Below are 24718 nucleotides of genomic sequence, written 5' to 3' on the forward strand. Positions count from 1 at the left end.
TGCTGATCGACGACGGCGTACCTTCCCGTGGACATCGTGAAAATATTTTTAATACAGCGTTCAAAGTGGTTGGCGTAGCATGCGGACCGCATAAAGAATACCGAAACATGTGCGTAATGGATTTTGCTGGAGGATTCAAGAAAAAATCCGATTCGGTGAAATTGCGCGGTGAGGCTAACGGTAATACAAATGAAGAATGATTTTTAAACTGAATCAAAAAATAGAAAAAAGAAAATAAAAAAAGCTCTACTATTAAAAAGGAGCAGTTATGAAAACTTTGTCAGAACAAATGGCTTTTTATTCAGCGTATCATCGTGATGCCCGTAATAAAGCGACGCATTTCGTCGGAGTACCGATGCTGATTTTTTCTTTTTTGATTCCGATGGGCTGGTTACGTTTTCATATCGTGGAATGGGATATTACACTGGCGACGATTTTTGCTGTGTCAGTCCTGCTGTATTATTATGCGCTTGATATGGTATTGGCTTTGGCTATGACCGTATTGGTTGGTTTCATTTATTATTTTGCCGATAAAGTTTCGCAAATGGAAATGATGACTTCACTGATTGTTTTTATTTCAACGTTCGTAGCAGGATGGGTCATTCAATTGATCGGTCATGCGATCGAAGGGCGCCGGCCGGCGCTTGTGGATAATTTATTTCAGATTTTTGTGGCGCCTATCTTTTTAATGGCGGAAGTCTTTTTTGCGATTGGATTAAAGAAAAACGTTGAAGCAGAAGTAGAGAAATTGGTGGTAAATCATTTGCCCGCATCGAAATAGGGGAAAGTGACCCGTTTTGGGATTCGTCATATTTTTGTCATGATGCAACTAAGGGAATTTTTTAACGTCTAATAGGTTAAAATATATGCAGACTTACATGACCGTAAGGATACGCTGGCGGTATAATTCTATAGAAATCCTCCTCTCCTCCTCATAAAGAAGGCTCTGAAGTTTAAGCTTCAGGGCTTTCTATTTTTCCCGCCAGTATTTCCCATTCATGATACAGTGCCGCAATTTGCTCGCCGGTTTTCTGATAATCGATTTGAATCTGTTTAGCCTTGCCGGGGTTTTTGTACAATTCAGGATCGGCCAGTTGCGTTTCTAAACGGAGTTTGAGTTCTTCTTGTTTTTGAATTTTCTGTTCGATTTCAGATAATTTTTTTTCACTTTTGCGATGTTCAGCCGTTACTTTTTTCTGTTCTTCTTTTTGGACAAGCCGCTGTTCTTTGGCCGAATTTTTTCCCGAACTTTTCGCGGCGGTTTGCAATAGCTGCTGTTCGGTCATTTCATTTTCTTTTTTGACGTGGTAATCGCTGTAGTTGCCGAGATAGGTTTTGATCCTGCCGTTTTTAACTTCAATGACTTTGTTCACCAGGTTATCGAGGAAATACCGATCGTGCGAAACGATCAGCAGCGTGCCTTCGTAATCGGCCAGCGCGCCCTGCAGGATGTCTTTTGTCTGAGCATCGATGTGATTGGTTGGTTCGTCTAAAATGATAAAATTGGCCGGATTGAGCAGCATTTTGGCAAAAGCCAAACGCGATCGCTCGCCGCCGCTCAATACATTGACTTTTTTATTGGCATCATCGCCTGAAAATAAGAATGCGCCGAGAATAGTTCGTAAAATAACCGGAGTATGCGACACGGATGCTGAAGTAATTTCTTCATACACTGTGTTTTGAATATTTAATTTCTCAGCCTGCTGTTGCGCAAAATATTCCAGCGAGACATTATAACCTAATTTGATTTCGCCGTGACTGACAGGTTCGGCTCCCGCGATCATTTTCACTAAAGTCGATTTACCGGCGCCATTGACGCCGATCAGCGCCACTTTCTCGCCGCGTTCGAGAGTGAAACTGATTCCCCGCAGAACTTCTTTATCACCGTAAGATTTGTGGACATCTTCAATTTCCAGAACGACGCGGCCGCTTTTGATAGGTTGAGGAAAACGGAAGTTAACCGCTTTACGTTCTTCTTCAGGCAGTTGAATTTTATCCATCCGATCCAGCATTTTGACGCGACTTTGGACCTGGCGAGCCTTCGAAGCTTTGTATCGGAAGCGGTCGATAAAAACCTGTACGCGTTTCAATTCATCCTGTTGCCGTTCATAAGCAGAGAGCAAACGCTCTTCGGCGAGGATTTTTTCCTCTTCATAATGCTCGTAATCTCCGAAATAATCGAGGAGTTGCCGGCGTTCCAATTCCGTGATCCGGTCACAAACGGCATTGATAAAATACCGGTCGTGGGAAATGAGCAGGACGGAGCCTTCATAGTTTTTGAGATAATTTTCGAACCATTCAATGGATTCGATATCGAGATGGTTGGTCGGTTCGTCCAGCAGCAACAAGTCGGGATTTTGCAAAAGCAATTTGGCTAAAGCAATACGCATTTGCCAGCCGCCGCTGAAATTTTCACACGGCTTCTCAAAATCAATTTCTTTGAAACCAAGTCCCGTCAAAATCCGCGCGGCTTTGGCTTCGATCGAAAATCCGTCGAGGCTTTCAAGCCTGTGTTGAAGATCGCCGTAGCGGTGAATCAATTCCATGTATGCTTCGGATTCATGGTCAAGTGAAGCCAACTGATGTTCGATCGATTTCATCCGGTCGTGAACATCCATGATTTCAGCAAATGCCGTCATGGTTTCGGCGATCAATGTTTTTCCGTGCGCGTGCAGGCCGTCCTGAGGAAGGTAACCAACGGTGAGTTCTTTGGAGTGAACAACCTCGCCGGAAGTAGGTGTAAATTCGCGGCAGATGATTTTCATCAAGGTTGATTTGCCGACGCCGTTGGCTCCGATCAAGGCGACACGGTCTTTGTGGCGAATATGCCAGTTGAGACCCTCAAATAACGCGCGTCCGCCGAAATCAACGGTAAGATTAACTAAATGAAGCATATCAGTTTTCAGATTTACACCAGAGAACGCTGGCATTTAGCTCTGCGCGCTCTGGTATGACAATAATTTCACGCGGCGGCAATTTAGGAAATTAGAGAGTAAAAACAAGAAAAAAAGCCGTTCAAAATCATCGAGCGATGTGCTTCAATAGCTTTGGAACTAAATCCGATTAATTTTTTTTATCAAAACCCTGACACTATCATAGACGAATCCCAAAGCCGGAATATCCGTACAAACCGTCAAAGTATGGTTTCCCGGCAACTTGACCTTTGGTTTTGTATCCGAGCGATATCGAAATTAACCAACGCTTCGTGATGTCGTAATCTACGGACTCCATAATATTAAAATTAGATTTGTCTGATCGTTCATTATACCAAAAGTCGGCTTGTGAAGTCAGTGTATAATCGTCGGCTATTCGTATTTTTCCAACTTCAACTCCACCGCCATAAATCTGATCAAACATATTTCCGCCTTGACGATAGTATACGATGACTTGTTGTCCGCTCGGCGTCACCAGATAAAGATCATAATAGTTTTCGGCGCCGAGTTCTCCCAAGTATGCCCGTATTGACGGCATAAATCGATAGCCGGATACATTGAACATAAAAGGCGTGAAAGTTGCCTGATCATGGGCAATGTACTGGTAATTACCATAGAAGAAATACAAGAGGGCAGGATCCATCAAGGCCAGAATTTGAGACCGTTTCATTCTTTTGTACTGATCCTTGAAAAAGTCATTAACGTAAACATTCAAATTTGGCGGCCGGTAGAGCCAAATGGCATTCTTTGGAACAAAGCTATCGTAATACCCATAACTTTCAGTCAGTGCGAGTACATACGATAATGGATCGTTCGGTACAGGATTTCTTCTGAAATAGCTTGCATTGTCCATGTAAAATTTCTCAGGATCTTTGATAAAGGGTTTGACATTATTCTGAGTATACATCAGCATGTCGATGATTTTGCCGGCCAAGAGAAAATTTCCGGCATAGCTGGGAGCCGGTTTGCCTCCATAGATCTCTTTGAGTTCTTCTCTGGCCACTCCCATCGTGAGCTCGGGTCCGGACGAGACGATCATTTGTCTTTCAATCACCGGTACATGATAGGTAACTTTGAAAACGTCATCGCCTGAAATAACAGGAAAAGCCAAAGATATTTTGGGTGTAATACCAAATTCACGTGCGCGCGAATAGTGCCCGAAAAATTCATGAGGCGCTGCAGCAAACGTGAAAAGACCCAGATAAAATTGAACAAATCCTGCATTAAACGTGCGTGTCAAGGCGTTATTCCATCGCGAATTTTTGAGTGAGTGATTGATCATATCAAACATCAATGAGTTTATTCCGACCGTCGTACGCGCCCCCGACTCAATATTGGGTAAACTACCATATTCCAAGTGATATTCTTTCAAGACTTTGGTTGAGTCCTGTGGATAAATCATTGGCACACAAATAGATAAAATGAAAGCTAATAACGATGAAACATAAAAATTGGACATATCATACCTCTTTTTTGGCTGTTTTAAAAAGCTTTGCAAAGGTATGGAAAGAACCGGGAGTATACGCCCAAAGCGGCGGGATTGGACGAGTAAATGATGTCCAAGCCAATGGGCGAAGGCAAAATTCAACTGGAACGGAATTGACTGGGTGTCGTACCGGTGAATTTTTTAAAAAGAGAGTTGAAACTGGATTTAGAGTTGAACCCAGCTTCCATAGCGATGGCTAAGATAGTATATTCCGAAAACCGGGGATCGAGAAGCCTTTTTTTGGCGTCCTCTACACGGTAAAAATTAATGAAATCATAGAAGTTTTTTTTGAGCAATGTATTGATTACTTCAGACAGATTATGCTCAGATATATTCAGAAAACCGGCCAGATCACGCAATGTGATTTCAGAATTGGTATAAGGTTTTTGATCGTTCATGAATTGCAATAATTTGGTTTTGTATTCAAGCGCCTTTGTCTCGTCCAGCCCTGACTTTCGGTATTTTTCAGTGTTTAAAGCGATTTCGCTACCATCGTCAGTTGGCATCTCGCCGGCAAATATTTCGGGCAAATTGATAGCAAAGTAGCCCATCACATAAATCCATAACGTCAGAATAATGAAGCTGACCATACGCACGGGAGTAGCTATGGGTATATTCATGTACAGTATTAAATGGATACCAGTCTCATACCCCCAGATTACGAATTGAAATACAGTCATTACCCATAGCCATGAGAATTGAATGCGAGCGTGGTTTGAGTAGAATTCATGAATACGCCGTCGGTAAATGCGCAGCAGGCCATATACCCGAATTGTATAGTACCAACCCATCAATAAAAACAAGTTGGAAAAAAAGAAATCAAGAATTTTACCGATAGAGCTTTCTGGGGTTTCGACCGATTCTGGTAGTTTCCCAAAAATACATAAGACGTAATAAATAATCACCTGAATGGATAGCGCAAGAGCAGGAATAAAATGCAAAATATTTTTGCGCCAAATGAAAGGTATATGAAGCAGTAAAATCCTGGAATAAAAGAAAAAAAGCGGTGCAAACAAAAACAACGTCGGCCATGTAACGGTTTGTAATTCAGTAAAAAAGGAATTCCCGGTGGTTTCAAGAAGATATATCGTCATCGCCCGTACGGCAAAGATGAATACCATGATCGCGAGTAGCCGGTTGGCCGTATGATTTTTTTTTCGAACAACAAGAGCCGCGGCGAGAAAAAACCCTTGGACGGCCCCTAATAGTACGCCGATATAAATAATATTTGTCATTGGTTTATTTTAAGTAATGGCAAATGCCATCAGTGTGATTCTAACTTTGCAGCGAATACCGGTAAGATTCCAAAATCAACGGTCTGTGAACATCTGATATTTATTCATTTATGGGCGGCAATTTAGGAAATTAGAGAGTAAAAACAAGAAAAAAAGCCGTTCAAATACGTCGATTTATCGATATTGGTTAAGCATGAATTACGGCACAATCATTCGATAATTCATGGAGGTTTTTAATAAAAACATCATTGTATTGTTGTTTTTTATAAATCTTAACTATATATTACGCCGTTCTCCAACAGCAAAAAATGCTCATTACCCCATCCAATTTTTTTTCATTTTATCAAGGAGTGCGCTATGAAGTACATTCAGCTTGACTATACGTACATGATGGATTTTGTGCGCGAGAAAGACATTTTGAAAATGCAATCGAAAGTTACAGACGTGCATAAAGTCATCGAAGAACGTACGGGGATCGGGGGCGATTTTTTAGGATGGCTGGATCTGGGGCATCGTATGCCGGTCAGTGAGTTGGAGAGTATTGTTAAGACCGCTGAAGAAATTCAAAAAACATCGGACATTCTCGTTGTCATCGGCATCGGAGGCTCGTATCTCGGTGCTCGTTCCGTGATCGACAGTTTGTCGCACAGTTTTCATAATGTATTACCGCACAAATCTCCGCAGATCTTTTTTGCCGGTCAAAACATGAGCGGTAAATATTACGAAGATTTAAAAGAAGTTTTGATGAATAAGCGCGTTACGGTGAATGTCATATCGAAGTCGGGCACAACGACGGAACCGGCGCTGGCGCTTCGTTATTTTCGCGATATCATGCAATCGGTCATGGCTTCGGGCCAGGTTAAACAGCGGATTATTGCGACAACGGATGCGGCTAAAGGTTCGTTGAAAAAAATGGCCGATCAGGAAGGTTACCGCACGTTTGTCATTCCCGACGACGTGGGTGGCCGTTACTCCGTGTTAACGCCGGTCGGATTGTTGCCGATAGCCGTGGCCGGTATTAATATTAATGAATTGCTTCAGGGCGCGCGGGATATGGAAGCATATTTGAAGGAACCGGATCTGAAAAAGAATCCTGCATACATGTATGCCGTGATTCGCAACAGTATGTACGCCAGCGGCAAGGCGATCGAGATTATGGCTAATTTTGATCCGTCGCTGCATTATTTTTCAGAATGGTGGAAACAATTATACGGTGAGAGTGAAGGTAAAGACAACAAAGGTATTTATCCCGCGTCGGTCGATTATTCGACGGATCTCCATTCCATGGGACAATGGGTTCAACAAGGTGCGCGGAATATTTTTGAGACATTTCTTTGGATTGAAAAACCACGTTCGCAATCAGCAGTGCCGTCGCTCCAAAATGATCTTGACGGTTTCAATTTTCTGTCGGGTAAAACTTTTGATTTCGTTAATGAAAAAGCCTATCAAGGCGTGACATTGGCCCATCACGACGGACGCGTTCCAAATATGACTGTTTCCATTCCGGAAATGAACGCTTATTATCTCGGGCAATTGATTTATTTCTTTGAAAAAGCCTGCGCGATGAGCGGGTATCTCTTGCGGGTTAATCCTTTCGATCAACCGGGCGTCGAAGCGTACAAAAGCAATATGTTCGCCTTGCTCGGCAAAAAAGGATTCGAAGAAAAAAATAAAGAATTGATTGAAACGCTTAAAACCATCGAAAGACGGGTCGTGTAGGAATGAAATCGCGGTTGGAGATTCTTCAAGAGCTTGTCAGCAAAGACGCGAACGACTCATTTTCACGGTACGGCCTTGCGATGGAATACATGAAAAATGGCGATACAGCAAAGGCGCTTCAAACGTTTGACGATTTATTGCAACGCGATTCTAATTATTTGCCGGTGTATTACCAAATGGCCAAAGCGCTCGAATATGCGGGGCGGGCATCTGATGCTGCGGACATTTACCGGCGTGGTCTCTTTGTCGCCAAACAACAAAACAATCTTCACGCATTAAGCGAATTGCAATCGGCTTTGGATGAATTAGAAGACAGCTAATTGGCCGTTATGCAAAAAAAAATCAGTTAACCTCTTAGTTCAATGAAAAAAAACAAACCTAAACAAACGTCCGGTCAGCAGCAAGGCGGCGGGAAACGTAAGCGTATTTCTAACGTAGCGCCTTCGGCAACCGGACACAGTCATGGGCATGGTCACGGTCATGGCGGAGGATTTCGCCGCCATCGCCATAAAGGCAAACAAAAGATCAACCTCTACGAAGCCAAAATATACAAAGGAGCATTGTCCAGCTCTGACGAAGACAGGCTGGCTGAAAATACAGTCAATAAAATTGCACTGCAAGTCCTGTTGGAATTCGACAATAATCAGACCAGGGCGGATATTTTGCTTCGCCATCATATCCGACAAAATCATAAATTGCTGACCGGCCGCGAAAAAGGCAATTTATCCCGGACGGTGCTGAATGTACTGAAGTGGCGAATGCGTCTTGATTACTATGCCTCAAAAGTTTTGAAAGCCGATGTGACACGGTTTGATCCTTTGATGCGCAATGCTTATCGTCTGGCCACGCTCAATGCGACCGTTCTCAGCAAATCGTTGGACAAATGTATCGCTCTTTCCGATGCAGCCATGCCCAAAGAGCAAGGCAATTTTAAACAACCTTTACGCGAGTTTTTAAAAACACTTGTCAAAGCCAAAAGCGACATTCCGCTCCCGAGTCGACAAAAAGATATTATTCATGCCCTGGCCATTATTTTCTCTCATCCGGCATGGTTGGTCGAACGATGGGTCGAGCGTTACGGACAAGAGAATACGGAAAAATTGTGTGAGTTTAATAATGAAGAGAACGCATTTACGATCCGTGTCAATACGCTCAAGTCAGATGAAGTCAGCCTGATGTCTCAACTCAAAGATCAGGGTTTTTCAATTAAAAAATCACGGTATGGAAATTACGGCTTTTATGTTTCCGGTTTGGGTGAAATTTATTCCACCAACAGTTTTAAGAACGGCTTTTTTGAAATTCAGGATGAGGCGAGCCAACTTTTTGTCGAATGGTGCAATCCAAAAAACAGAGATTTGGTACTCGACGTCTGCGCGGGCAGCGGCGGTAAAACGATTTTTCTGTCTGCGTTGATGAACAATACCGGAAAAATCATTGCCACCGATACGAACGCGGGCGTGATGGATGATCTGGCCGAACGCATACGCCAGGCCGGTTGCTCCAACGTTGAAATTTTGCATCCGGATGTGGCCACGAATCAACTGAAGGAAAAATTCTTAGGGCAAGCCGATAAAGTCATCATCGATGCGCCTTGCAGCGGGCTGGGTACTTTATCAAAAAATCCTGACATCAAATGGCGGCTGCAACCTGAAGATATTGGCCGGTTGGCCGAAGAACAAAAATCCATTCTTGAATTTTATTCACAGTTCGTTTCCAAAGGCGGTGAAATGATTTACGCTACGTGTACCATTAATCCGGAAGAAAACGAACAAGTTGTGGAATCGTTTTTATCAGCGCATCCTGATTTTGAAATGATCAAAGAACACGATCCGAAATATAATTTCTTTATCGATGAGCGGGGTTATTTTTACATCCTTCCTTTTAAACACAACATGAGCGGCTTTTTCGGTTGTAAACTGAAGCGCGTTAACTAACGAGGTGATGTTATGCGATTTCTAGTTCTGGGCGGCGGATTGATGGGACGCGCCGTCATCAAAGATTTACTCGAGAACCCTGCCACTGAATCAGTGGTCGTAGCGGATATGAACAGTTCGATTCTTAAAGAATTGAAAGGTTTTTTAAAAAAATACGATTCTAAAAAATGGACATTTAAAAAAACGGATGTGAGTAAAGTGGCGTCGGTGAAAAAACTCATGAAAGGAGTACATACTGTCGTCAGCGCTGTCACATACAAATATAATTACGAACTTGCAAAAGCGGCTATTCAATCCGGCTGCCATTTTTGTGATTTGGGAGGCAATAATACTATTGTCGACAAAGAATTTACTCTCAATAAAATGGCTAAGAAAAAAGGCGTGACGGTTGTTCCGGATTGCGGCCTGGCTCCCGGCATGGTTTCAGTGCTGGTAGCGCATGGCGTAGCGCAACTTGATGAAACTGACAGCATCCGAATTCGTGTCGGCGGGTTACCGACCGAACCGAAGCCGCCGATGAACTATAAGTTAGTATTCTCAGTGCATGGACTGGTCAATGAATACATTGAGTCATGTGTGAAAATCCGCGATGGGAAAATCATTCATGTCGATCCGATGATCGAAGTTGAGGATCTGGAATTTCCAGCTCCATTTGGAAAATTAGAAGCGTTCAATACATCCGGAGGTACATCGACATTGCCGAAAACGTATTTGGGGAAAGTAAAAAACCTGGATTACAAAACAATTCGTTATCCCGGGCATTGCGCCCAATTTAAATTATTACTGGATCTCGGGCTGACTTCTTCAAAGCCGATTCAGGTAGGAAAAAATAAAATTGCTCCGCGGGATTTGCTATCCGTTTTGCTGACTGAAAAACTGACGATGGAAGGTAAAGATTGCGTGCTCGTTCGTGTGATCGTTGATGGAAAAAAATCAGGGATGGCCAAAACGGTTCAATATCAAATTATCGACTACGGCGACGATCATGTCACGGCGATGATGAGACTCACATCGTATCCCATCGCGGTCATTGCGCAGATGATGGCATCCGGTATGATCACGAAGCGCGGTGTTGTACCGCAGGAAGTATGCGTGCCTGCCGATACATTTATTTCTGAGTTATGGAAGCGCGGTATAGAAATATCCATTCAATCTAATTAATAATCGAAAGGCATAATTTTTGTCTAAATCGTCGACCATTCGTCGTAAGAAAGCGAAAGAATTCGTCAAAAAGCCGGATTTTAAATTTGAATTTGAAGGATACGATGCGATTCGTCCGGAACTGTTGGAAACGTTTGCCTATGAATATCCCGGTAAACGCAGTGAAGTGACGGTTGAAACGGATGAGTTTACAGCTGTGTGTCCGTGGTCAGGGCTTCCCGATTTTGCCAAAATTACCGTTGTGTATGTTCCGAATAAAGACGTGATCGAGTTACGCTCATATAAATATTATTTGTACAGTTATCGCAATGTCGGAATTTTTCAAGAGCATTTGACGCAACGTTTGTTGAACGATTTAGTGCGTTGCTGTGACCCGTTGGAAATGACGGTGATTACGGATTATAATATTCGCGGGGGCATTCATACGATTTCCAAAGCTTCGTACCACAAGAAAAAATAAGCTTTTTTCATTTTATTTTCCTACATTCTCACCCATTTGTTCTTACTTTAAGATAATAACGTATGACGAATCTTTCCCCTGCTGTGAATGCTTCAAAAATTCTCGTTGTCGATGATAACGATGCCATGGTTAATTTGCTGAGTGAATTTCTTGCTGAAGCCGGATATTATGTGATTACGGCTCGCGACGGCAAGGAAGCCATTGAGCAGGTTATGCGGGAAAATCCGGATCTGATTTTGCTGGATGCCGTGATGCCGGCAATGACCGGATACGAGGTGACCGAAAAATTAAAATCTGAAAATCATACGCGACTTATCCCGATCATCATGCTCACCGGTTTATCGGATTTCAACGACAAACTCAAAGGCATCGAGTTGGGTGTGGACGATTTCATTATGAAGCCGTTCAACCGCCTCGAATTGCTCACACGCGTAAAATCGCTGATTCGTGTTAAACAATTTACCGACGAACTCGAAAATGCTGAAACAGTTATTTTCAGTTTGGCACTGGCTGTAGAGGCGAAGGATTCGTACACTGAAGGCCATTGCAACCGTTTGTCGTATTACGGCGCGAAGCTGGCGGAACGTATCGGATTAAGCGAAGAACAAGTCAAAGCTGTCCGACGCGGCGGCATCTTACATGATATAGGAAAAATCGCAATCAATGATACGATTCTTCTGAAACCTGAACCTTTGACGAAAGAAGAATTTGAAATAATGAAACAGCATACGATCATTGGCGAGAAGATATGCAAGCCATTGAAGTCACTGAACAGCGTTTTGCCGATCATTCGCAGTCATCAGGAGCGATGGAACGGCACCGGTTATCCCGACGGTTTACGAGGCGAAGAAATTCCAATGATTGCGCGCGTCATTATGACGGTTGACGTTTTTGATGCTTTGACGACGGCGCGTCCATATCGGGGGGCTTTACCGGATGAACGCGCGTTTGAAATCATGGAAGAGGAAACAGCGTCGGGATTATGGGATCCGCAATTGATACATACATTTATTGATATGTTGCGTAATAACGAAGTTGAACGTCCGACGGGTAAGAATATGTCGCTAGCCGGTATATGAAAAAGCAGAGCAGCTTTCGTAATAACCATAAAAATGTCGACGATTTATCCGCATCGCTGGATAAATCGTATCGTAAAGAAGAGCCCTGGCGCGTTTTCCGGATCGTCGCCGAATTTGTTAACGGGTTCGAAGAAATGGAAAAAGTCGGGCCGGCCGTTTCGATTTTCGGATCGGCGCGCGCCTTGCGCGGATCTAAAAATTATCAATTGGCCGAAACGTGCGGGCGACAATTGGTCAAAGCCGGTTATGCGGTGATTACGGGTGGCGGACCTGGCATCATGGAAGCGGCCAATAAAGGCGCTAAAGAAGCGGGTGGCAAATCCATAGGACTCAGTATTGAGTTACCATTCGAAGCGAAATCCAACGATTATCTTACATCCGAATTATGGTTCAATTATTTTTTCGTACGGAAAGTGATGTTCGTCAAATACGCGAGCGGTTTTATTGTTTTGCCGGGCGGATTCGGAACGTTGGACGAATTTTATGAAGCCGTGACCCTCATTCAGACTCAGAAAATTACGCCATTCCCAATTGTTTTGATCGGGAAAAAATACTGGAAAGAATTGATCGACTGGATGAGCGCGACGGTATTGGCCGAGAAAAATATTTCACCGAAAGACATGGATTTGTTTTATACGACGGACGATCCGAAGGATGCCGTTGAGTGGATCAAGAAATTTTATAAAAATAAAAAAGCCCGAAAAAAATCCCGCGCTAAGTAGATGTATGCCTCCATCACACTCTAAATCTCTCTCCATCATTTTCGTTACAACATTGATAGATATGATCGGCTTCGGTATTGTCATACCGATTTTGCCCTATTTCGCCGAACATTTCGGAGCAAACGGTTTTGAAATAGGTTTACTCACGTCGGTCTATCTGTTGATGCAGTTCATCTTTACGCCTATATGGGGTTATTGTTCAGACCGATGGGGTCGACGGCCGGTTATTCTGATCTGTATTTTTGCTTCAAGCATGGCGTATGTGATATTTGGTTTGGCGCAATCACTTGTTTTGATCCTTGCCGCGCGGATTGTAGGCGGAGTTTTTGCCGGAAAATTTGCGACCATACAGGCGTATATTGCCGACGTGACGACCAAAGAAAATCGATCGAAAGGTATGGGCTTATTTGGCGCAGCCTTCGGACTGGGTTTTATTCTCGGACCTTCCATCGGCGGTATCTTGGGGAAATGGGGCTATCAAACCCCATTATTTTTTGCGGCTGCTTTGACGACGATCAATGGCCTTGCGGCGATTTTCTTACTGCCTGAATCGTTACCGGATGATGCGCGCGCCCAAGCTCAATTCAACCGGGAAGAAAACAAGTTTAACATGGATACATTGCGTCGTTATGCGGGTGTGCCGGCGATCCGGTCGGGGATGACTTTGTCGATGATTTATAATTTTGGTTTTTCAATATTATATGCGACGTTCGCATTATTTGCCGAAAGAGAGTTTGGATTTCATACCATGGAAACGGGTTACATGTTTGCATTTATGGGGATTGTTGGCGCGGTCATACAAGGTGGTCTGATCGGAAAGATTTCTCGGGCGATCGGTGAAGAAAAAATGATCGTGTTCGGACTATTAATTACGAGTTTCGGAATGTTTGCCATGTCACGCTCGGAATGGTTGTGGCTGCTGATCGTAGCATCGTTTTTGGTGTCGGTAGGCAGTGCGCTGCTGACGCCGGCGCTGTCAGGGCTTGTTTCTAAAAAGAGCAGTGAAACCGAGCAGGGTCGTATTTTAGGAATTATTCAATCATTGTCCAATTTGGCGCGTATGACCGGAATCGCATTTGGCGGTTTTGTTTTCGAAGCGGTTGGTATCTGGTCGCCATTCTGGATGTCTGGAATTATTTTGATAGCCGGTTGTGGCATGGCGTATTACATGCTTTTGACGACAGCCGAAATTCAGGAAGTTTAATCGGAGAGAAATTATGAGCAAATCCGGAGAAAGAAAATCAAAATTTGTAACGGATTCAGGCATTGATGTTCCGGCATATATGGAATCGTATCCTATCGAAACGGGCGAACAACTTGGTCGTCCGGGTGAATTTCCTTTTACACGCGGCGTCCAACCGACCATGTACCGTGGGCGTTTCTGGACAATGCGTCAGTACGCCGGTTTCGGTAATGCCGAAGAATCGAATAAGCGTTACCGTTATTTATTGTCACAAGGAACGATGGGACTTTCCGTCGCATTCGATCTGCCGACGCAAATCGGCTACGATTGCGATCACACGCTCGCGGAAGGCGAAGTTGGCAAAGTCGGCGTATCCATTTCATCGCTCGATGACATGGAAATTCTCTTTAAAGATATCCCGCTTGATAAAATCAGTACATCGATGACGATTAATGCAACGGCTGCGATTTTGTTATGTTTGTACGTGGCTGTTGCAAAGAAACAAGGCGTCGATATCCGGCAACTTTCCGGTACAATTCAGAATGACGTATTGAAGGAATATATTGCACGCGGCACGTACATTTATCCGCCCAAAAACTCCATGCGTATCATTACGGACATTTTTAAGTATTGCACTAAAGAATTGCCCAAATGGAATATGATCTCGATCAGCGGATACCATATCCGGGAAGCGGGGTCGACGGCGGTGCAGGAACTGGCTTTTACGTTTTCCAACGGAATTGCGTATGTGAACGCTGCATTGGATGCGGGATTAGACGTCGATACGTTTGCGTCACGCCTCAGTTTTTTCTTCAATGCGCATAATAATTTTTTTGAAGAAATAGCGAAGTTTCGCGCTGCACGGCGAATCTGGGCAAAAATCATGAAAAGCCGTTTTAATGCCAAAGATCCAAAGAGTATGATGTTGCGGTTTCACACACAGACCGGCGGTTCCACGCTTACGGCTCAACAGCCGTACAATAATATTCCGCGGGTGACCTTGCAGGCTTTGGCGGCAGTGCTTGGCGGAACGCAGAGCCTTCATACTAATTCGTTTGATGAAGCGTTGGCGCTGCCGACCGAAACTTCGGCTGAAATCGCATTACGCACACAGCAAGTTATTGCGTATGAAAGCGCCGTAGCCGATACGATCGATCCGATGGCCGGAAGTTTTTATGTGGAAAAACTGACCGATGAAATTGAAACACGTGTATTCGATTATTTGAAAAAAATCGATGAAATGGGCGGATCGATCCGGGCCATCGAAACAGGATATTTTCAGGCGGAAATCGCCGACTCGGCATACCGTTATCAAAAAGCAATTGAGAAAAAAGATCAGATCATTGTCGGGATCAATGAATTCGTCTCGGCCAGTGAACATAAGCCGGAAATCCTGACGATTGATACGTCGTTAGAAACTTTGCAGCGACAGCGGATCAAAGCATTGCGTCAGCGCCGCGATCAAACGAAAGTCAACGCGGTGTTGCAAAAACTACAAAACGCGGCACAATCGAACGATAATGTTTTACCATTGATTTTAGAGTGCGTAGAAAATTACGCAACATTAGGCGAGATTGCTGATACAATGCGGAATGTGTTTGGAGAATACCAAGCGGGGTGATAAAAGAATCAAGTTTTTGATCTATCAATGATAGACAGGCCGTTCTTTATACGGAATCGGATCGTCAACGCCAGCCAATTGAAATCCACGTAATCGTAAAGCACAACTGTCGCAGATACCGCACGCGGTATCTTCATTTTGGTAACACGACCACGTCAAATCCAGAGGCGCTCTTAATTCCAGTCCTTTTTTTATAATTGCCGATTTTTTCATATCGATGATCGGCATAACGATTTCTAATTCTGTCTCCGGCCGCGTACCCAACGCGATCACTTTATTAAACGCTGTAAAAAAATCCAATCGGCAATCCGGATAACCGGACGAATCTTCTTCTACGGCTCCAATAAAAATTTTTTTTGCTTTGAGCACTTCCGCCCAACTTACCGCCATGCTTAAAATATTGGCGTTTCGGAAAGGAACATACGACGACGGTACGGAAGGGTTATTTAAATCCGCCTTAGTAACGGTCATGCTTTCGTCGGTAAGACTTGAACCGCCGATCGTTTTAAGATGATTAACATTGCTAATTAAAATACGTTCTTGAGGAACTTTATAGAAATTGCAAATATCCAGAAACGCTTTTTCCTCGCGTTTCTCGGTGCGTTGCCCATAATTCATATGCAGCATGGCCAAATCGTAACTTTGATGTGCGATAGCCGCCGTGACGCAACTGTCCATTCCGCCGCTGGCGAGTACAACCGCTAGTGGTTTTTTATTCATCGAAGTTTACCGGGTTATAGATCAACGCTGATTTCAGCGTACGTGTTGATAGTTTCGGCAATACGGATTTTAAGAGAACGAAGGTGTTTGTATGGCTTTAATTGCGCCGCTATTTTATCGGCAAAATACCCGGCAATGTTTTCAGCCGTTGAATAATAGGGGATATAGACAACTTTAAATGATTTTCCTTTTAAAAAGTTTTTCATTAATTCATCGTCCTCGGAACATAAAAACGCATGATCCAATTCGTCTACAAGCGGTTTTACGATTGTTTTAAGATCGGAATAATCCATAAGCATTCCATTGGGCAATACGGTACCTGAAATTTCAACATTCAAACGATAGGAATGACCATGCAGGTTCTGGCATCCGCCTTGATGGTACGGCAAGCGATGAGCCATTTCCCAGTGAAAATCTTTTGCAATTTTAATAAGCGAATTAGTCATAGATGTAATATTTCCTTAAATCAAACGCCTCTCATATCCGGCGACCATATAAATTTATGCATTTGTAACTGAAAACGAATATTCGGCCATTCCGATTGCAGACGATCGGCCAGCATCCAATTGACCATTTCAACAGGTTCAATGACGCCAAAAACCGGTGAAAACAAAATGGCGTGAACTTTTTTATGCAAATCATATTGCCGGATCACATTGACACTCCATTCATAATCTTCGCGCGTTCCAATAACGAATTTGACCTCATCATGAGATAACAGATAGCTGACATTTTCGTATCGGTTTTTGTGAGTCATTGAGCTGGAAGGACATTTGAGATCGACGACTTTGATCACTCGGGGATCAACCGGCGCGATGTCAAGGCTGCCTCCGGTTTCCACTAAAACGCGGAACCCTTGATCGCAAAGTTGCTTCATCAGGGTAAAAACAGGCGCTTGCAGCAACGGTTCACCACCGGTAATTTCCACAGTGGAACAATGATAAGACTTCACGCGGTCAATAATTTCTTCAAGGGTCATATCTTGACCCGAATAAAAAGCATATTCGGTATCGCAATACGTGCATCGCAGGTTGCAATAGGTCAGGCGTACAAAAACACACGGCGATCCGGCGAACGTTGATTCACCTTGGATGCTGTAGAAAATTTCATTGATTTTGAGTTTGTCAGCCATAACTGCGGCGAATATAAGTATTCTTTGGTTTGACCGCAAGATGCAAAACAATTCTTTTATTGAATTTCCGATTGGGAACGCTTACATTAGCGTTCAATTTGAAAAATAGCTATAGAACCATGCAGACAACGACTTTAGAGAATTCTATCCGTTCACTCGAGCAGAAAGTGCGGTCGTTTAAAGGTGCTTTTTCCTTAAACGATGCCGCGGCGGTTACCGGTCTGGCCGTCGATGAAGCCAAAGAAGCGCTGGATGCAATGATGTCCAAATACGTTTGCCGTTTAATGGTTACCGAAAACGGCGATATGATTTATTCCTTCGGTAATTCTCTTCAGCGTCGCGGAGAAAAGACCTGGGCGGAGCGCTGGGATCAGATTGGCGAATGGGCATGGAAAATTTTTACGGTTATTTTTAAAGCATGGATTGCAGTTACATTGGTTGTGTATTTCATTGTATTTCTTGTTTTATTAATCGCTCTGTTGGTTGCTGCAACACAGGGCGGCGGTCGTGACCGGAAATCGCCGGTGAAATTGGACGGTATTTTTAGAATGTTTTTTTCGATTTTTCAGTGGCGTACTGCTACGACGATGATTCAGTATCAAACCGATCGTCAGGGTTATCGTTATCGCCAGTACCAGCCGCGTTCATCGATTTTAAATGAAAACAAAAAAAATTTCATTGCATCGGTGTATGATTTTGTGTTTGGCCCTGCGAGAGTTCAGATCGATACTCTAGCCAATGAAAAAGAAGTAGCGGCCTATCTGCGTAAAGAAAAAGGAATCATTACGTTGGCTGAATTGGTCGCACTGGGCGGTAAAAAAATCGATGAAGCGGAGGCGTTTTTATCGGAATGTATCGTTCGTTTCAAAGGCGATGCCGAGATTACGGATAACGGTGTCGTTTACGGCCGTTTTGACCAACTGACTCGCGGAATGGAAGGAGTTGAAGAGGGTAAAATTGAATATTTCTGGGATGAGTACGAACCGGAATATGAAATAACGGGCAACACTTCCGGGCGGAATGCAGGCATTATTTTTATGAACGCGTTCAATCTTATTTTTTCAGGATCGATTTTATATATGTTTTATACTTCCGGCCATACGGCTATAAATATTCCCAATGAACGGTTAGTGGTTTTGTTTTTGGGTTGGTTGCCATTTATTTTTTCGTTGTTATTTTTCGGGGTGCCAATCGCGCGGGCTTTTAAAGTTCGTAAACTAAAAAAACACCGCCTTGAAATGAATAAACGTAAACGCATTATGCGCGTCATTTTCCAGAAACCGAACAAGTCGGCGACCATTGAAGAAATTATTGCGGGAGTAAATTCCAGCAAATCCGAGAAGCCGCTGCAAGCGAAAGAAATCGAGCAATCACTTGAAAGTATGATGAGGGATTATCAAGGCGAGACCCAACTGGATTCTAATGGAAAAGTTTTGTATACGTTTCCACGTATGGCCGATGAAATGAATGAAGCGTTGCGTTTGCGTGCGACACGCGGTCTCGATAAAAATTTAGGCGATGTGATATTTGATTCCAAAGGTTAGGATGAATTTTTCAATCAACGTAACGGTCTATGAAAAAGAAAAAAACTGTCAAAAAAGCATCGGGTAAAAAACCGGTTCGAAAAGTTTTGAAAAAAACGGTCAAAAAAACAGCTGCGAAAAATAAACCGTCCAATCATGACGATAAAAAATTCAGGCTGACACCGTCCGATATCGATAAAATTGCGCACAGTCTCGGTGTTGAGAAACAATCGTTCGGCAACCATTACCGCTTATACCTTGAAAATCCGGCCGAAGCAAGAAAACTGACGTTAGAAATTTATCCTGATATTCCGATAGGGACTCGCCAAGGATCTTTGATTACGGTGTATACGACGAATGCCCATTTGCAATTGCAATTTTGTTCAGGTTACGTCATCAGTGAAATGCTGGGCGAAGTTACGTTTGTAGGAATGCACGATGGAAAACTATCGGGATTAATTATCGAAAAAGGAGCCGCCTGTTCATTTTACGCGAACGTTGACACGGAACTTCTGTCCGGTGACATTACTCAACTTGGCCCGGAGGTCATGTTGTCCGGAATTGCCCTGAGTCTTACTGAATCCATTATTAATAAGTAGTTTTCATGGTTGATGAATTAATCAAACAAGTCAACAGTTTGCATGACATAGAGCCGCTGGAGACGATGCCGCGCGAAGGTAAAAAGAAAGTCTATATCGAAACGTACGGTTGCCAAATGAACGTGTACGATTCCGAATTAGTTGCTGGTATCATGAATGAGATGGACTATGAATTAGTTGATCAATTCGAAAATGCGGATGCTATATTTCTGAATACTTGTGCTATTCGAGAAAACGCTGAGCAGCGTGTTTGGGGACAACTGACCCGTTTTAAAAAATTGAAAGAACAGCGGCCTGACCTTGTAATCGGAGTTTTAGGATGTATGGCAAAACATCTCGAGGAGCAAATTCATGCCAAGCGCCCGTATGTCAATGTCGTACTGGGACCGGACTCGTATCGTAAATTGCCGGAGCTATTAAAATCAGACCGTAAAACATCTTCGAATGTTATTCCGATTCAGGATTTAAAAATCAAATCGAATGACGATTTCAGTTTGAGTGAATATCGTGACTTTCATTTGAAAGATCTGCATATCGATACCAAGCTTTCGCGAACGGAAGTATATGAAGCGGTAACGCCGCTTCGATTCGGTCGTGTTACGGCGTGGATTGCAATCATGCGCGGATGCGACAATTTCTGCACATTCTGTGTTGTGCCGTTTACCCGGGGCAGAGAACGAAGCCGGTCTGTCGAAAGCGTTATTGAGGAAGTAAAAAAAGCGGTCGATCAGGGCTATACGGAAGTATGTTTGCTCGGTCAAAATGTTAATTCCTACAAAGACAACCTTCGTGATTTTGCGTATTTGATGGAACGCGTGAGTGATGTGAACGGTGTGAAGCGTATCCGGTTTACATCGCCGCATCCGAAAGATTTCCCCGAACGCTTGCTACACCTTATTGCCGGGCGTCCCAATATCTGCAAGCAGCTTCACATGCCGGTTCAATCGGGGTCCAATCGGATTTTGGATTTGATGAATCGTACGTATACGCGCGAGGAGTATTTTGAACTCATCGACAAAACCCGTACGATTATTCCGGATGTCGCTATCTCAACTGACGTCATTACCGGTTTCCCAACCGAAACGGAAGAAGATCATGAATCGACGATGGATCTTTTTAGAAAGATAGAATATCATTCGGCTTTTACTTTCGCTTATTCGCCGCGACCGGGCACCAAAGCTTATCTTTTGCAGGATGATGTAACTGATGAAGTCAAATCGAGACGGTTGCAGGAAATCATCCAATTACAGCGATCCATCGGGTTGAAAAAAATTCAAACAGAAATTGGGCGCGAGCGTGAAGTGGTCATTGAAGAAATCAGTAAAAAATCAGAGCAGCATTTTGCAGCCAGAACCAGCCAGTCGCTGGTAGTCGTTATTCCACGTAGCCATTATCAAATTGGAGATTATTTGACGGTGCGAATTACCCATGCTGAAGGACACACTCTTTTCGGCGAGCCTGTGTAAAATTCGCAAGTCGTTCTGTGAATATGGTTTTGTCGTTTATCGAAAAAATACTTCCCACCCCGCACGTTCAACATTTTTTACAACAACTGCAATCACGTAAAAATCTTTCCGTGGAAGGATTATGGGGTTCGTCGGATAACGTGCTTTCGGCTATAGCCGTTCAGCATACATGGCATTCACACAACCATATTGTTCTCGTCACAGCTGAATTTGAAAAATATGCTAACGTGCTGGATGACCTGACGGAATTACTCAAACCGTCTGGCGATCAGGAGCGCTGGCCAGAACGGAAAATTTTGTGTTATCCTGATGACGAACTGTTGCCGTACGATATCAAGGAACCAAGCCTTTCAATCGTCAACCTGCGCCAGGAATGTTTGGAAACTTTGATGGCAGGTGAGCCTGCCGTTATTGTGACCCATACGCGGGCACTGTTAAAAAAAATTCCGAAACCTGAAAAACTCAAATCATATCATATTGAGTTAAAAACCGGTTCGGCGTTTGATTTTATGTATTTGACCGAACTCCTCGCGGGGCTGGGTTTCGAAAAGCAGGACGTCGTTGATCAGGTCGGGACATTTGCCGTTCGCGGCGGAATTTTGGACGTCTACCCTTTTGCGCGTGAGAATCCTATCCGCATCGAATTCTTCGGCAATGATATTGAATCGATTCGTGAGTTTGACGTGATGTCACAGCGATCGGTCGGGATGCTCGATGAAGTAAATATTTATCCCAAAAGCGAAATCGGAACGGAAACGTTTGATGGAAGTTTTTTTGATTATCTTGATCCGAAAGCATTGATCATCGAGTATGAACCGGATATGGTTATCGCAAAAAATGAAAGTTATTGGGAGGAAATAAAAAAACATTATGAGAAAGCCCGGGAGCAAAATGATTCCGGTGTTTTTCTTTATGAAGATGTTTACTGGCCGCCGGCCGAACTTCATCGCCGCCAACAATCGTTTCAGCAAATCCATCACTGTCGGATTTCAAAAAAAATATTTGAATGCATGACGATGGCTTCACGTACAACAGAAACGTTTAACGGCCATTTGAAATTACTGCGGGAAAGAATCATTGAGAATCGTACCGGCGGATGGATGACATACATTTTATGTAACAATTCAGGCCAGCTTGAAAGATTGGACGAACTTCTTGATACCGAGCAAACCGCTTCGGGTGTGGATTACAAAGTCGGTATCGGAGAATTGCATGAAGGATTTTATTTTGAAGCGAGCCGTATTGCGCTTTATACGGATCACCAGATTTTCGGACGTGTCAAACGTCACCGTCCGCACCGGCGTTTTAAAAGCGCCCAGGCACTCCGGCATATCCGTTCACTCAAACCGGGCGATTATGTTGTTCACGTCGATCACGGTATTGCCAAATACATAGGATTGGAAAAAGTTACATCCGGCGAACATACCGAAGAGTGCCTCAAGTTGATTTACCAAAACGGCGACAAGCTTTTCGTTCCGCTCGAGCACTTCATGCGTGTTCAGAAATTTTCGGGTGAGGAAGGCGCCGAACCGAAACTGAATAAACTTGGAACGGCCGATTGGGAAAAGCTTAAAGCCCGAACCAAAAAAACGATCAAAGATATCGCGCAGGATCTGATCAAATTATACGCGGAGCGTAAATCGAAAAAAGGATATGCTTTTACAACTGATTCAACGATTCAGTATGAATTGGAAGCGTCTTTTGAATTTGAGGATACGCCGGATCAAACGAAAGTAACGGCGGAAATCAAAAAAGACATGGAATCCGATACACCGATGGATCGGCTTGTTTGCGGAGACGTGGGTTACGGGAAAACGGAAGTTGCGCTTCGGGCGGCTTTCAAATCGGTGCAGGATAGCAAACAAGTGGCCTTGCTCGTTCCGACGACCATTTTGGCCGAACAGCATTTCGAAACTTTTTCAGAACGGATGAAAGAATTTCCAGTGAGAATTGACGTGTTGTCGCGATTTAAATCGACTAAACAACAAAAAGATGCATTGGAAAAACTTCAGCGCGGCGAAACGGATATTCTGATCGGTACTCACCGGCTTTTATCAAAAGATGTGGTTTTCAAAGATCTCGGTTTGCTGATTATTGATGAAGAACAGCGTTTTGGAGTCGTGCATAAAGAAAAATTAAAAAAACTACGTGCGACGGTTGATACATTGACACTTACGGCTACGCCGATTCCACGAACATTGAATTTTTCATTGATGGGCGCACGCGATTTATCGGTCATGAATACGCCGCCTCATGATCGGTTGCCGGTCAAAACAGAAATAACGGTATTTGATGAACGCCTGATTCATGATTCGATTCTGCAGGAAATTGATCGCGGCGGGCAAGTGTATTACGTTCATAACCGCGTTCAAAGCATCGAACGTGTCACTGATACCCTGAGACAAATTGTTCCGCGAGCGCGTTTTGCCATTGTTCACGGGCAAATGACACCGCATGCCATCGAAAATGTCGTACACGACTTCATGCATCGGAAATATGACGTTTTGGTTGCAACCACCATTATCGAAAACGGTATCGATATTCCCAATGTCAATACCATTATCATTGATCAGGCACATCAGTACGGTTTGGCACAATTATATCAATTACGTGGACGAGTAGGCCGCTCGACGCGCCAGGCGTACTGTTATCTATTGTCATTACCGTTTGGAATGCTGGCCAAAGATTCGTTAAAACGACTGCAGGCGATTGAAGAATTTACCGATCTTGGATCAGGATTTCTGATAGCCATGCGGGATCTCGAAATACGAGGAGCCGGCAATTTACTTGGTTCGGAGCAAAGCGGATTTATTAATTCCGTTGGATTTGAATTATATTGTCAACTTTTGGAAGAAGCGGTAGCCGAAGTAAAAACCGAGCACAATATTCCAGTCAAAGAGAGGCTGTTTGCAACGGCTCAACCTGTATTGCAGACGCATATCGAAGTTTATTGCGATACGTATATTCCTGAAGAATATGTCAATGTCCAATCCGAGCGCGTCCGTATTTATAAAGAATTGTCGGAAATCCGAAATATCGAAAGTCTGCAAGCCATTGAGAAAGAGTTGTCTGATAGGTTTGGAGCAATGCCGGATGAAGTTAAAAATCTTTTGATGATGCTCGAAATTAAATGGTATGCGTCACAATTCGGTTTTGAAAGAGTTGCGATCGATGAAAATAAATATGCCTTGACTTTCGATCAAAGATTGATTACTGAAAAAACGGAAAGTGACCGCTTTAGAAATAAGATGAATACTGTGATGAACGCATCAAATAATTTCAAACTACATCAAACCGAGAAAACTCTAACAGTGAACATCGGTTTCCCGTGGTATCATATTCAAAAAGCGAAAATTATTTCCGACGATTCATCGGTTGGCGATCTGGACCGGTTGATTATGGTAAGAGACTGGGTTGGATCGCTTGAAAAACAGCCGGAATCCCTTTTAACCGAAAAAAATCAATAAGTATAAACTAATTTCTGGAGTTATCATGAAGCTATTCAGTACCGGACTGGTATTGTTGATTGTGTTGATCGGATGCGGTGAAAAAAAACAAGCAAATCTGAAACCCAATGATGATCGAATGCCCATTGCTGTCGTTGATGACGATACGCTTCGTTTGGGCGACTTTAAAAATTTTATAAAACAAAGTGAATATAAAAAGCTTGACGTATCCGATGATTTACAACGCAAGAAAGCATTGGATAATTTGATTCAAGAAACGCTTATTGCAAAATATGCCG

22 protein-coding genes are annotated in these 24718 nt (G+C 43.4%); 16 read left to right on the top strand and 6 right to left on the bottom strand.

The features are described 5' to 3' along the window. On the top strand, positions 1 to 200 hold a 200-nt coding region (locus tag K1X84_12735; protein MBX7152501.1), incomplete at its 5' end, for a hypothetical protein. A 68-nt stretch (positions 201 to 268) separates the two neighbouring features. Then, positions 269 to 781 carry a DUF962 domain-containing protein gene (locus K1X84_12740; protein ID MBX7152502.1) on the top strand — a complete coding sequence of 171 codons (513 nt, stop codon included), beginning with the start codon at positions 269 to 271 and terminating at the stop codon, positions 779 to 781. Between the two features lie 172 nt (positions 782 to 953). Here the strand turns inward: K1X84_12740 and K1X84_12745 are convergent, their stop codons facing one another. The 3 genes from K1X84_12745 to K1X84_12755 form a co-directional block, all read right to left on the bottom strand. After that, the gene (locus tag K1X84_12745) at positions 954 to 2894 is read right to left on the bottom strand and encodes an ATP-binding cassette domain-containing protein (protein ID MBX7152503.1); all 1941 of its coding nucleotides are present in this window, start codon (positions 2892 to 2894) and stop codon (positions 954 to 956) included. 199 nt (positions 2895 to 3093) lie between these two features. After that, positions 3094 to 4392: a hypothetical protein gene (locus K1X84_12750; protein MBX7152504.1), complete on the bottom strand. Its 1299-nt coding sequence runs from the start codon at positions 4390 to 4392 to the stop codon at positions 3094 to 3096. Between the two features lie 125 nt (positions 4393 to 4517). Continuing rightward, on the bottom strand, positions 4518 to 5654 hold the full coding sequence (locus K1X84_12755; protein MBX7152505.1) for a helix-turn-helix domain-containing protein: 1137 nt from the start codon (positions 5652 to 5654) through the stop codon (positions 4518 to 4520). A gap of 357 nt (positions 5655 to 6011) precedes the next feature. On the opposite strand from K1X84_12755, the gene K1X84_12760 reads away from it, so the two are divergent. From K1X84_12760 to K1X84_12800, 9 genes are all read left to right on the top strand, one after another. Then, positions 6012 to 7373 carry a glucose-6-phosphate isomerase gene (locus K1X84_12760; GenBank protein ID MBX7152506.1) on the top strand — a complete coding sequence of 454 codons (1362 nt, stop codon included), beginning with the start codon at positions 6012 to 6014 and terminating at the stop codon, positions 7371 to 7373. 2 nt (positions 7374 to 7375) lie between these two features. Continuing rightward, entirely contained in the window at positions 7376 to 7693 is a 318-nt protein-coding gene (locus K1X84_12765) for a tetratricopeptide repeat protein (protein MBX7152507.1), read from the top strand. Positions 7694 to 7735: 42 nt separating this feature from the next. Continuing rightward, positions 7736 to 9307, top strand: a complete 1572-nt coding sequence (gene rsmB, locus K1X84_12770) for a 16S rRNA (cytosine(967)-C(5))-methyltransferase RsmB (GenBank protein MBX7152508.1) — start codon at positions 7736 to 7738, stop codon at positions 9305 to 9307. Positions 9308 to 9319: 12 nt separating this feature from the next. Continuing rightward, positions 9320 to 10468 (top strand): saccharopine dehydrogenase NADP-binding domain-containing protein, encoded by a 1149-nt coding sequence (locus tag K1X84_12775; protein MBX7152509.1) that lies wholly within the window; start codon positions 9320 to 9322, stop codon positions 10466 to 10468. 37 nt (positions 10469 to 10505) lie between these two features. After that, positions 10506 to 10928: a preQ(1) synthase gene (gene queF, locus K1X84_12780; GenBank protein MBX7152510.1), complete on the top strand. Its 423-nt coding sequence runs from the start codon at positions 10506 to 10508 to the stop codon at positions 10926 to 10928. 62 nt (positions 10929 to 10990) lie between these two features. Continuing rightward, positions 10991 to 12007, top strand: coding sequence for a response regulator (locus K1X84_12785; GenBank protein MBX7152511.1), 1017 nt, complete (start codon positions 10991 to 10993; stop codon positions 12005 to 12007). Continuing rightward, complete coding sequence (locus tag K1X84_12790; GenBank protein ID MBX7152512.1) at positions 12004 to 12729, top strand: TIGR00730 family Rossman fold protein; 726 nt, start codon at positions 12004 to 12006, stop codon at positions 12727 to 12729. Before K1X84_12785 ends, K1X84_12790 begins: the two co-directional genes overlap by 4 nt. Positions 12730 to 12733: 4 nt before the next feature. Further along, the gene (locus K1X84_12795) at positions 12734 to 13933 is read left to right on the top strand and encodes an MFS transporter (GenBank protein ID MBX7152513.1); all 1200 of its coding nucleotides are present in this window, start codon (positions 12734 to 12736) and stop codon (positions 13931 to 13933) included. Positions 13934 to 13946: 13 nt separating this feature from the next. Beyond that, the gene (locus tag K1X84_12800; protein MBX7152514.1) at positions 13947 to 15533 is read left to right on the top strand and encodes a methylmalonyl-CoA mutase; all 1587 of its coding nucleotides are present in this window, start codon (positions 13947 to 13949) and stop codon (positions 15531 to 15533) included. A 24-nt stretch (positions 15534 to 15557) separates the two neighbouring features. Here K1X84_12800 and queC read toward each other — a convergent pair whose 3' ends face one another. Genes queC through K1X84_12815 form a run of 3 tightly spaced genes read right to left on the bottom strand, consistent with a single transcriptional unit; the run spans position 15558 to position 17385 of the window. After that, on the bottom strand, positions 15558 to 16253 hold the full coding sequence (gene queC, locus K1X84_12805) for a 7-cyano-7-deazaguanine synthase QueC (GenBank protein ID MBX7152515.1): 696 nt from the start codon (positions 16251 to 16253) through the stop codon (positions 15558 to 15560). A 14-nt stretch (positions 16254 to 16267) separates the two neighbouring features. Beyond that, entirely contained in the window at positions 16268 to 16684 is a 417-nt protein-coding gene (gene queD, locus K1X84_12810) for a 6-carboxytetrahydropterin synthase QueD (protein MBX7152516.1), read from the bottom strand. A 35-nt stretch (positions 16685 to 16719) separates the two neighbouring features. Then, positions 16720 to 17385: a radical SAM protein gene (locus K1X84_12815; protein MBX7152517.1), complete on the bottom strand. Its 666-nt coding sequence runs from the start codon at positions 17383 to 17385 to the stop codon at positions 16720 to 16722. Between the two features lie 119 nt (positions 17386 to 17504). Between K1X84_12815 and K1X84_12820 the strand changes: the two genes are divergently transcribed. From K1X84_12820 to K1X84_12840, 5 genes are all read left to right on the top strand, one after another. After that, entirely contained in the window at positions 17505 to 18929 is a 1425-nt protein-coding gene (locus tag K1X84_12820) for a hypothetical protein (protein MBX7152518.1), read from the top strand. A gap of 29 nt (positions 18930 to 18958) precedes the next feature. Beyond that, positions 18959 to 19507 carry a hypothetical protein gene (locus K1X84_12825; protein ID MBX7152519.1) on the top strand — a complete coding sequence of 183 codons (549 nt, stop codon included), beginning with the start codon at positions 18959 to 18961 and terminating at the stop codon, positions 19505 to 19507. A gap of 5 nt (positions 19508 to 19512) precedes the next feature. Then, positions 19513 to 20973, top strand: a complete 1461-nt coding sequence (miaB, locus tag K1X84_12830) for a tRNA (N6-isopentenyl adenosine(37)-C2)-methylthiotransferase MiaB (protein MBX7152520.1) — start codon at positions 19513 to 19515, stop codon at positions 20971 to 20973. A gap of 17 nt (positions 20974 to 20990) precedes the next feature. Continuing rightward, positions 20991 to 24440 carry a transcription-repair coupling factor gene (gene mfd, locus K1X84_12835; GenBank protein MBX7152521.1) on the top strand — a complete coding sequence of 1150 codons (3450 nt, stop codon included), beginning with the start codon at positions 20991 to 20993 and terminating at the stop codon, positions 24438 to 24440. Positions 24441 to 24465: 25 nt separating this feature from the next. Further along, positions 24466 to 24718: hypothetical protein (locus K1X84_12840; GenBank protein MBX7152522.1), on the top strand; the 253-nt coding region annotated here is incomplete at its 3' end.

This window comes from bacterium (assembly GCA_019695335.1).
Taxonomy (GTDB): Bacteria; CLD3; CLD3; order SB21; family SB21; genus JABWBZ01.

What these genes read in the sequence shown, in the direction of transcription:
- miaB (MBX7152520.1), top strand. Translation starts at nt 19,513, where the DNA reads ATGGTTGATGAATTAATCAAACAAGTCAACAGTTTGCATGACATAGAG.
- queC (MBX7152515.1), bottom strand. Translation starts at nt 16,253, where the DNA reads ATGAATAAAAAACCACTAGCGGTTGTACTCGCCAGCGGCGGAATGGAC.
- K1X84_12755 (MBX7152505.1), bottom strand. Translation starts at nt 5,654, where the DNA reads ATGACAAATATTATTTATATCGGCGTACTATTAGGGGCCGTCCAAGGG.
- rsmB (MBX7152508.1), top strand. Translation starts at nt 7,736, where the DNA reads ATGAAAAAAAACAAACCTAAACAAACGTCCGGTCAGCAGCAAGGCGGC.
- K1X84_12775 (MBX7152509.1), top strand. Translation starts at nt 9,320, where the DNA reads ATGCGATTTCTAGTTCTGGGCGGCGGATTGATGGGACGCGCCGTCATC.
- K1X84_12825 (MBX7152519.1), top strand. Translation starts at nt 18,959, where the DNA reads ATGAAAAAGAAAAAAACTGTCAAAAAAGCATCGGGTAAAAAACCGGTT.
- K1X84_12795 (MBX7152513.1), top strand. Translation starts at nt 12,734, where the DNA reads ATGCCTCCATCACACTCTAAATCTCTCTCCATCATTTTCGTTACAACA.
- K1X84_12800 (MBX7152514.1), top strand. Translation starts at nt 13,947, where the DNA reads ATGAGCAAATCCGGAGAAAGAAAATCAAAATTTGTAACGGATTCAGGC.
- K1X84_12745 (MBX7152503.1), bottom strand. Translation starts at nt 2,894, where the DNA reads ATGCTTCATTTAGTTAATCTTACCGTTGATTTCGGCGGACGCGCGTTA.
- K1X84_12785 (MBX7152511.1), top strand. Translation starts at nt 10,991, where the DNA reads ATGACGAATCTTTCCCCTGCTGTGAATGCTTCAAAAATTCTCGTTGTC.
- K1X84_12750 (MBX7152504.1), bottom strand. Translation starts at nt 4,392, where the DNA reads ATGTCCAATTTTTATGTTTCATCGTTATTAGCTTTCATTTTATCTATT.
- K1X84_12815 (MBX7152517.1), bottom strand. Translation starts at nt 17,385, where the DNA reads ATGGCTGACAAACTCAAAATCAATGAAATTTTCTACAGCATCCAAGGT.
- K1X84_12765 (MBX7152507.1), top strand. Translation starts at nt 7,376, where the DNA reads ATGAAATCGCGGTTGGAGATTCTTCAAGAGCTTGTCAGCAAAGACGCG.
- K1X84_12760 (MBX7152506.1), top strand. Translation starts at nt 6,012, where the DNA reads ATGAAGTACATTCAGCTTGACTATACGTACATGATGGATTTTGTGCGC.
- K1X84_12740 (MBX7152502.1), top strand. Translation starts at nt 269, where the DNA reads ATGAAAACTTTGTCAGAACAAATGGCTTTTTATTCAGCGTATCATCGT.
- K1X84_12790 (MBX7152512.1), top strand. Translation starts at nt 12,004, where the DNA reads ATGAAAAAGCAGAGCAGCTTTCGTAATAACCATAAAAATGTCGACGAT.
- K1X84_12820 (MBX7152518.1), top strand. Translation starts at nt 17,505, where the DNA reads ATGCAGACAACGACTTTAGAGAATTCTATCCGTTCACTCGAGCAGAAA.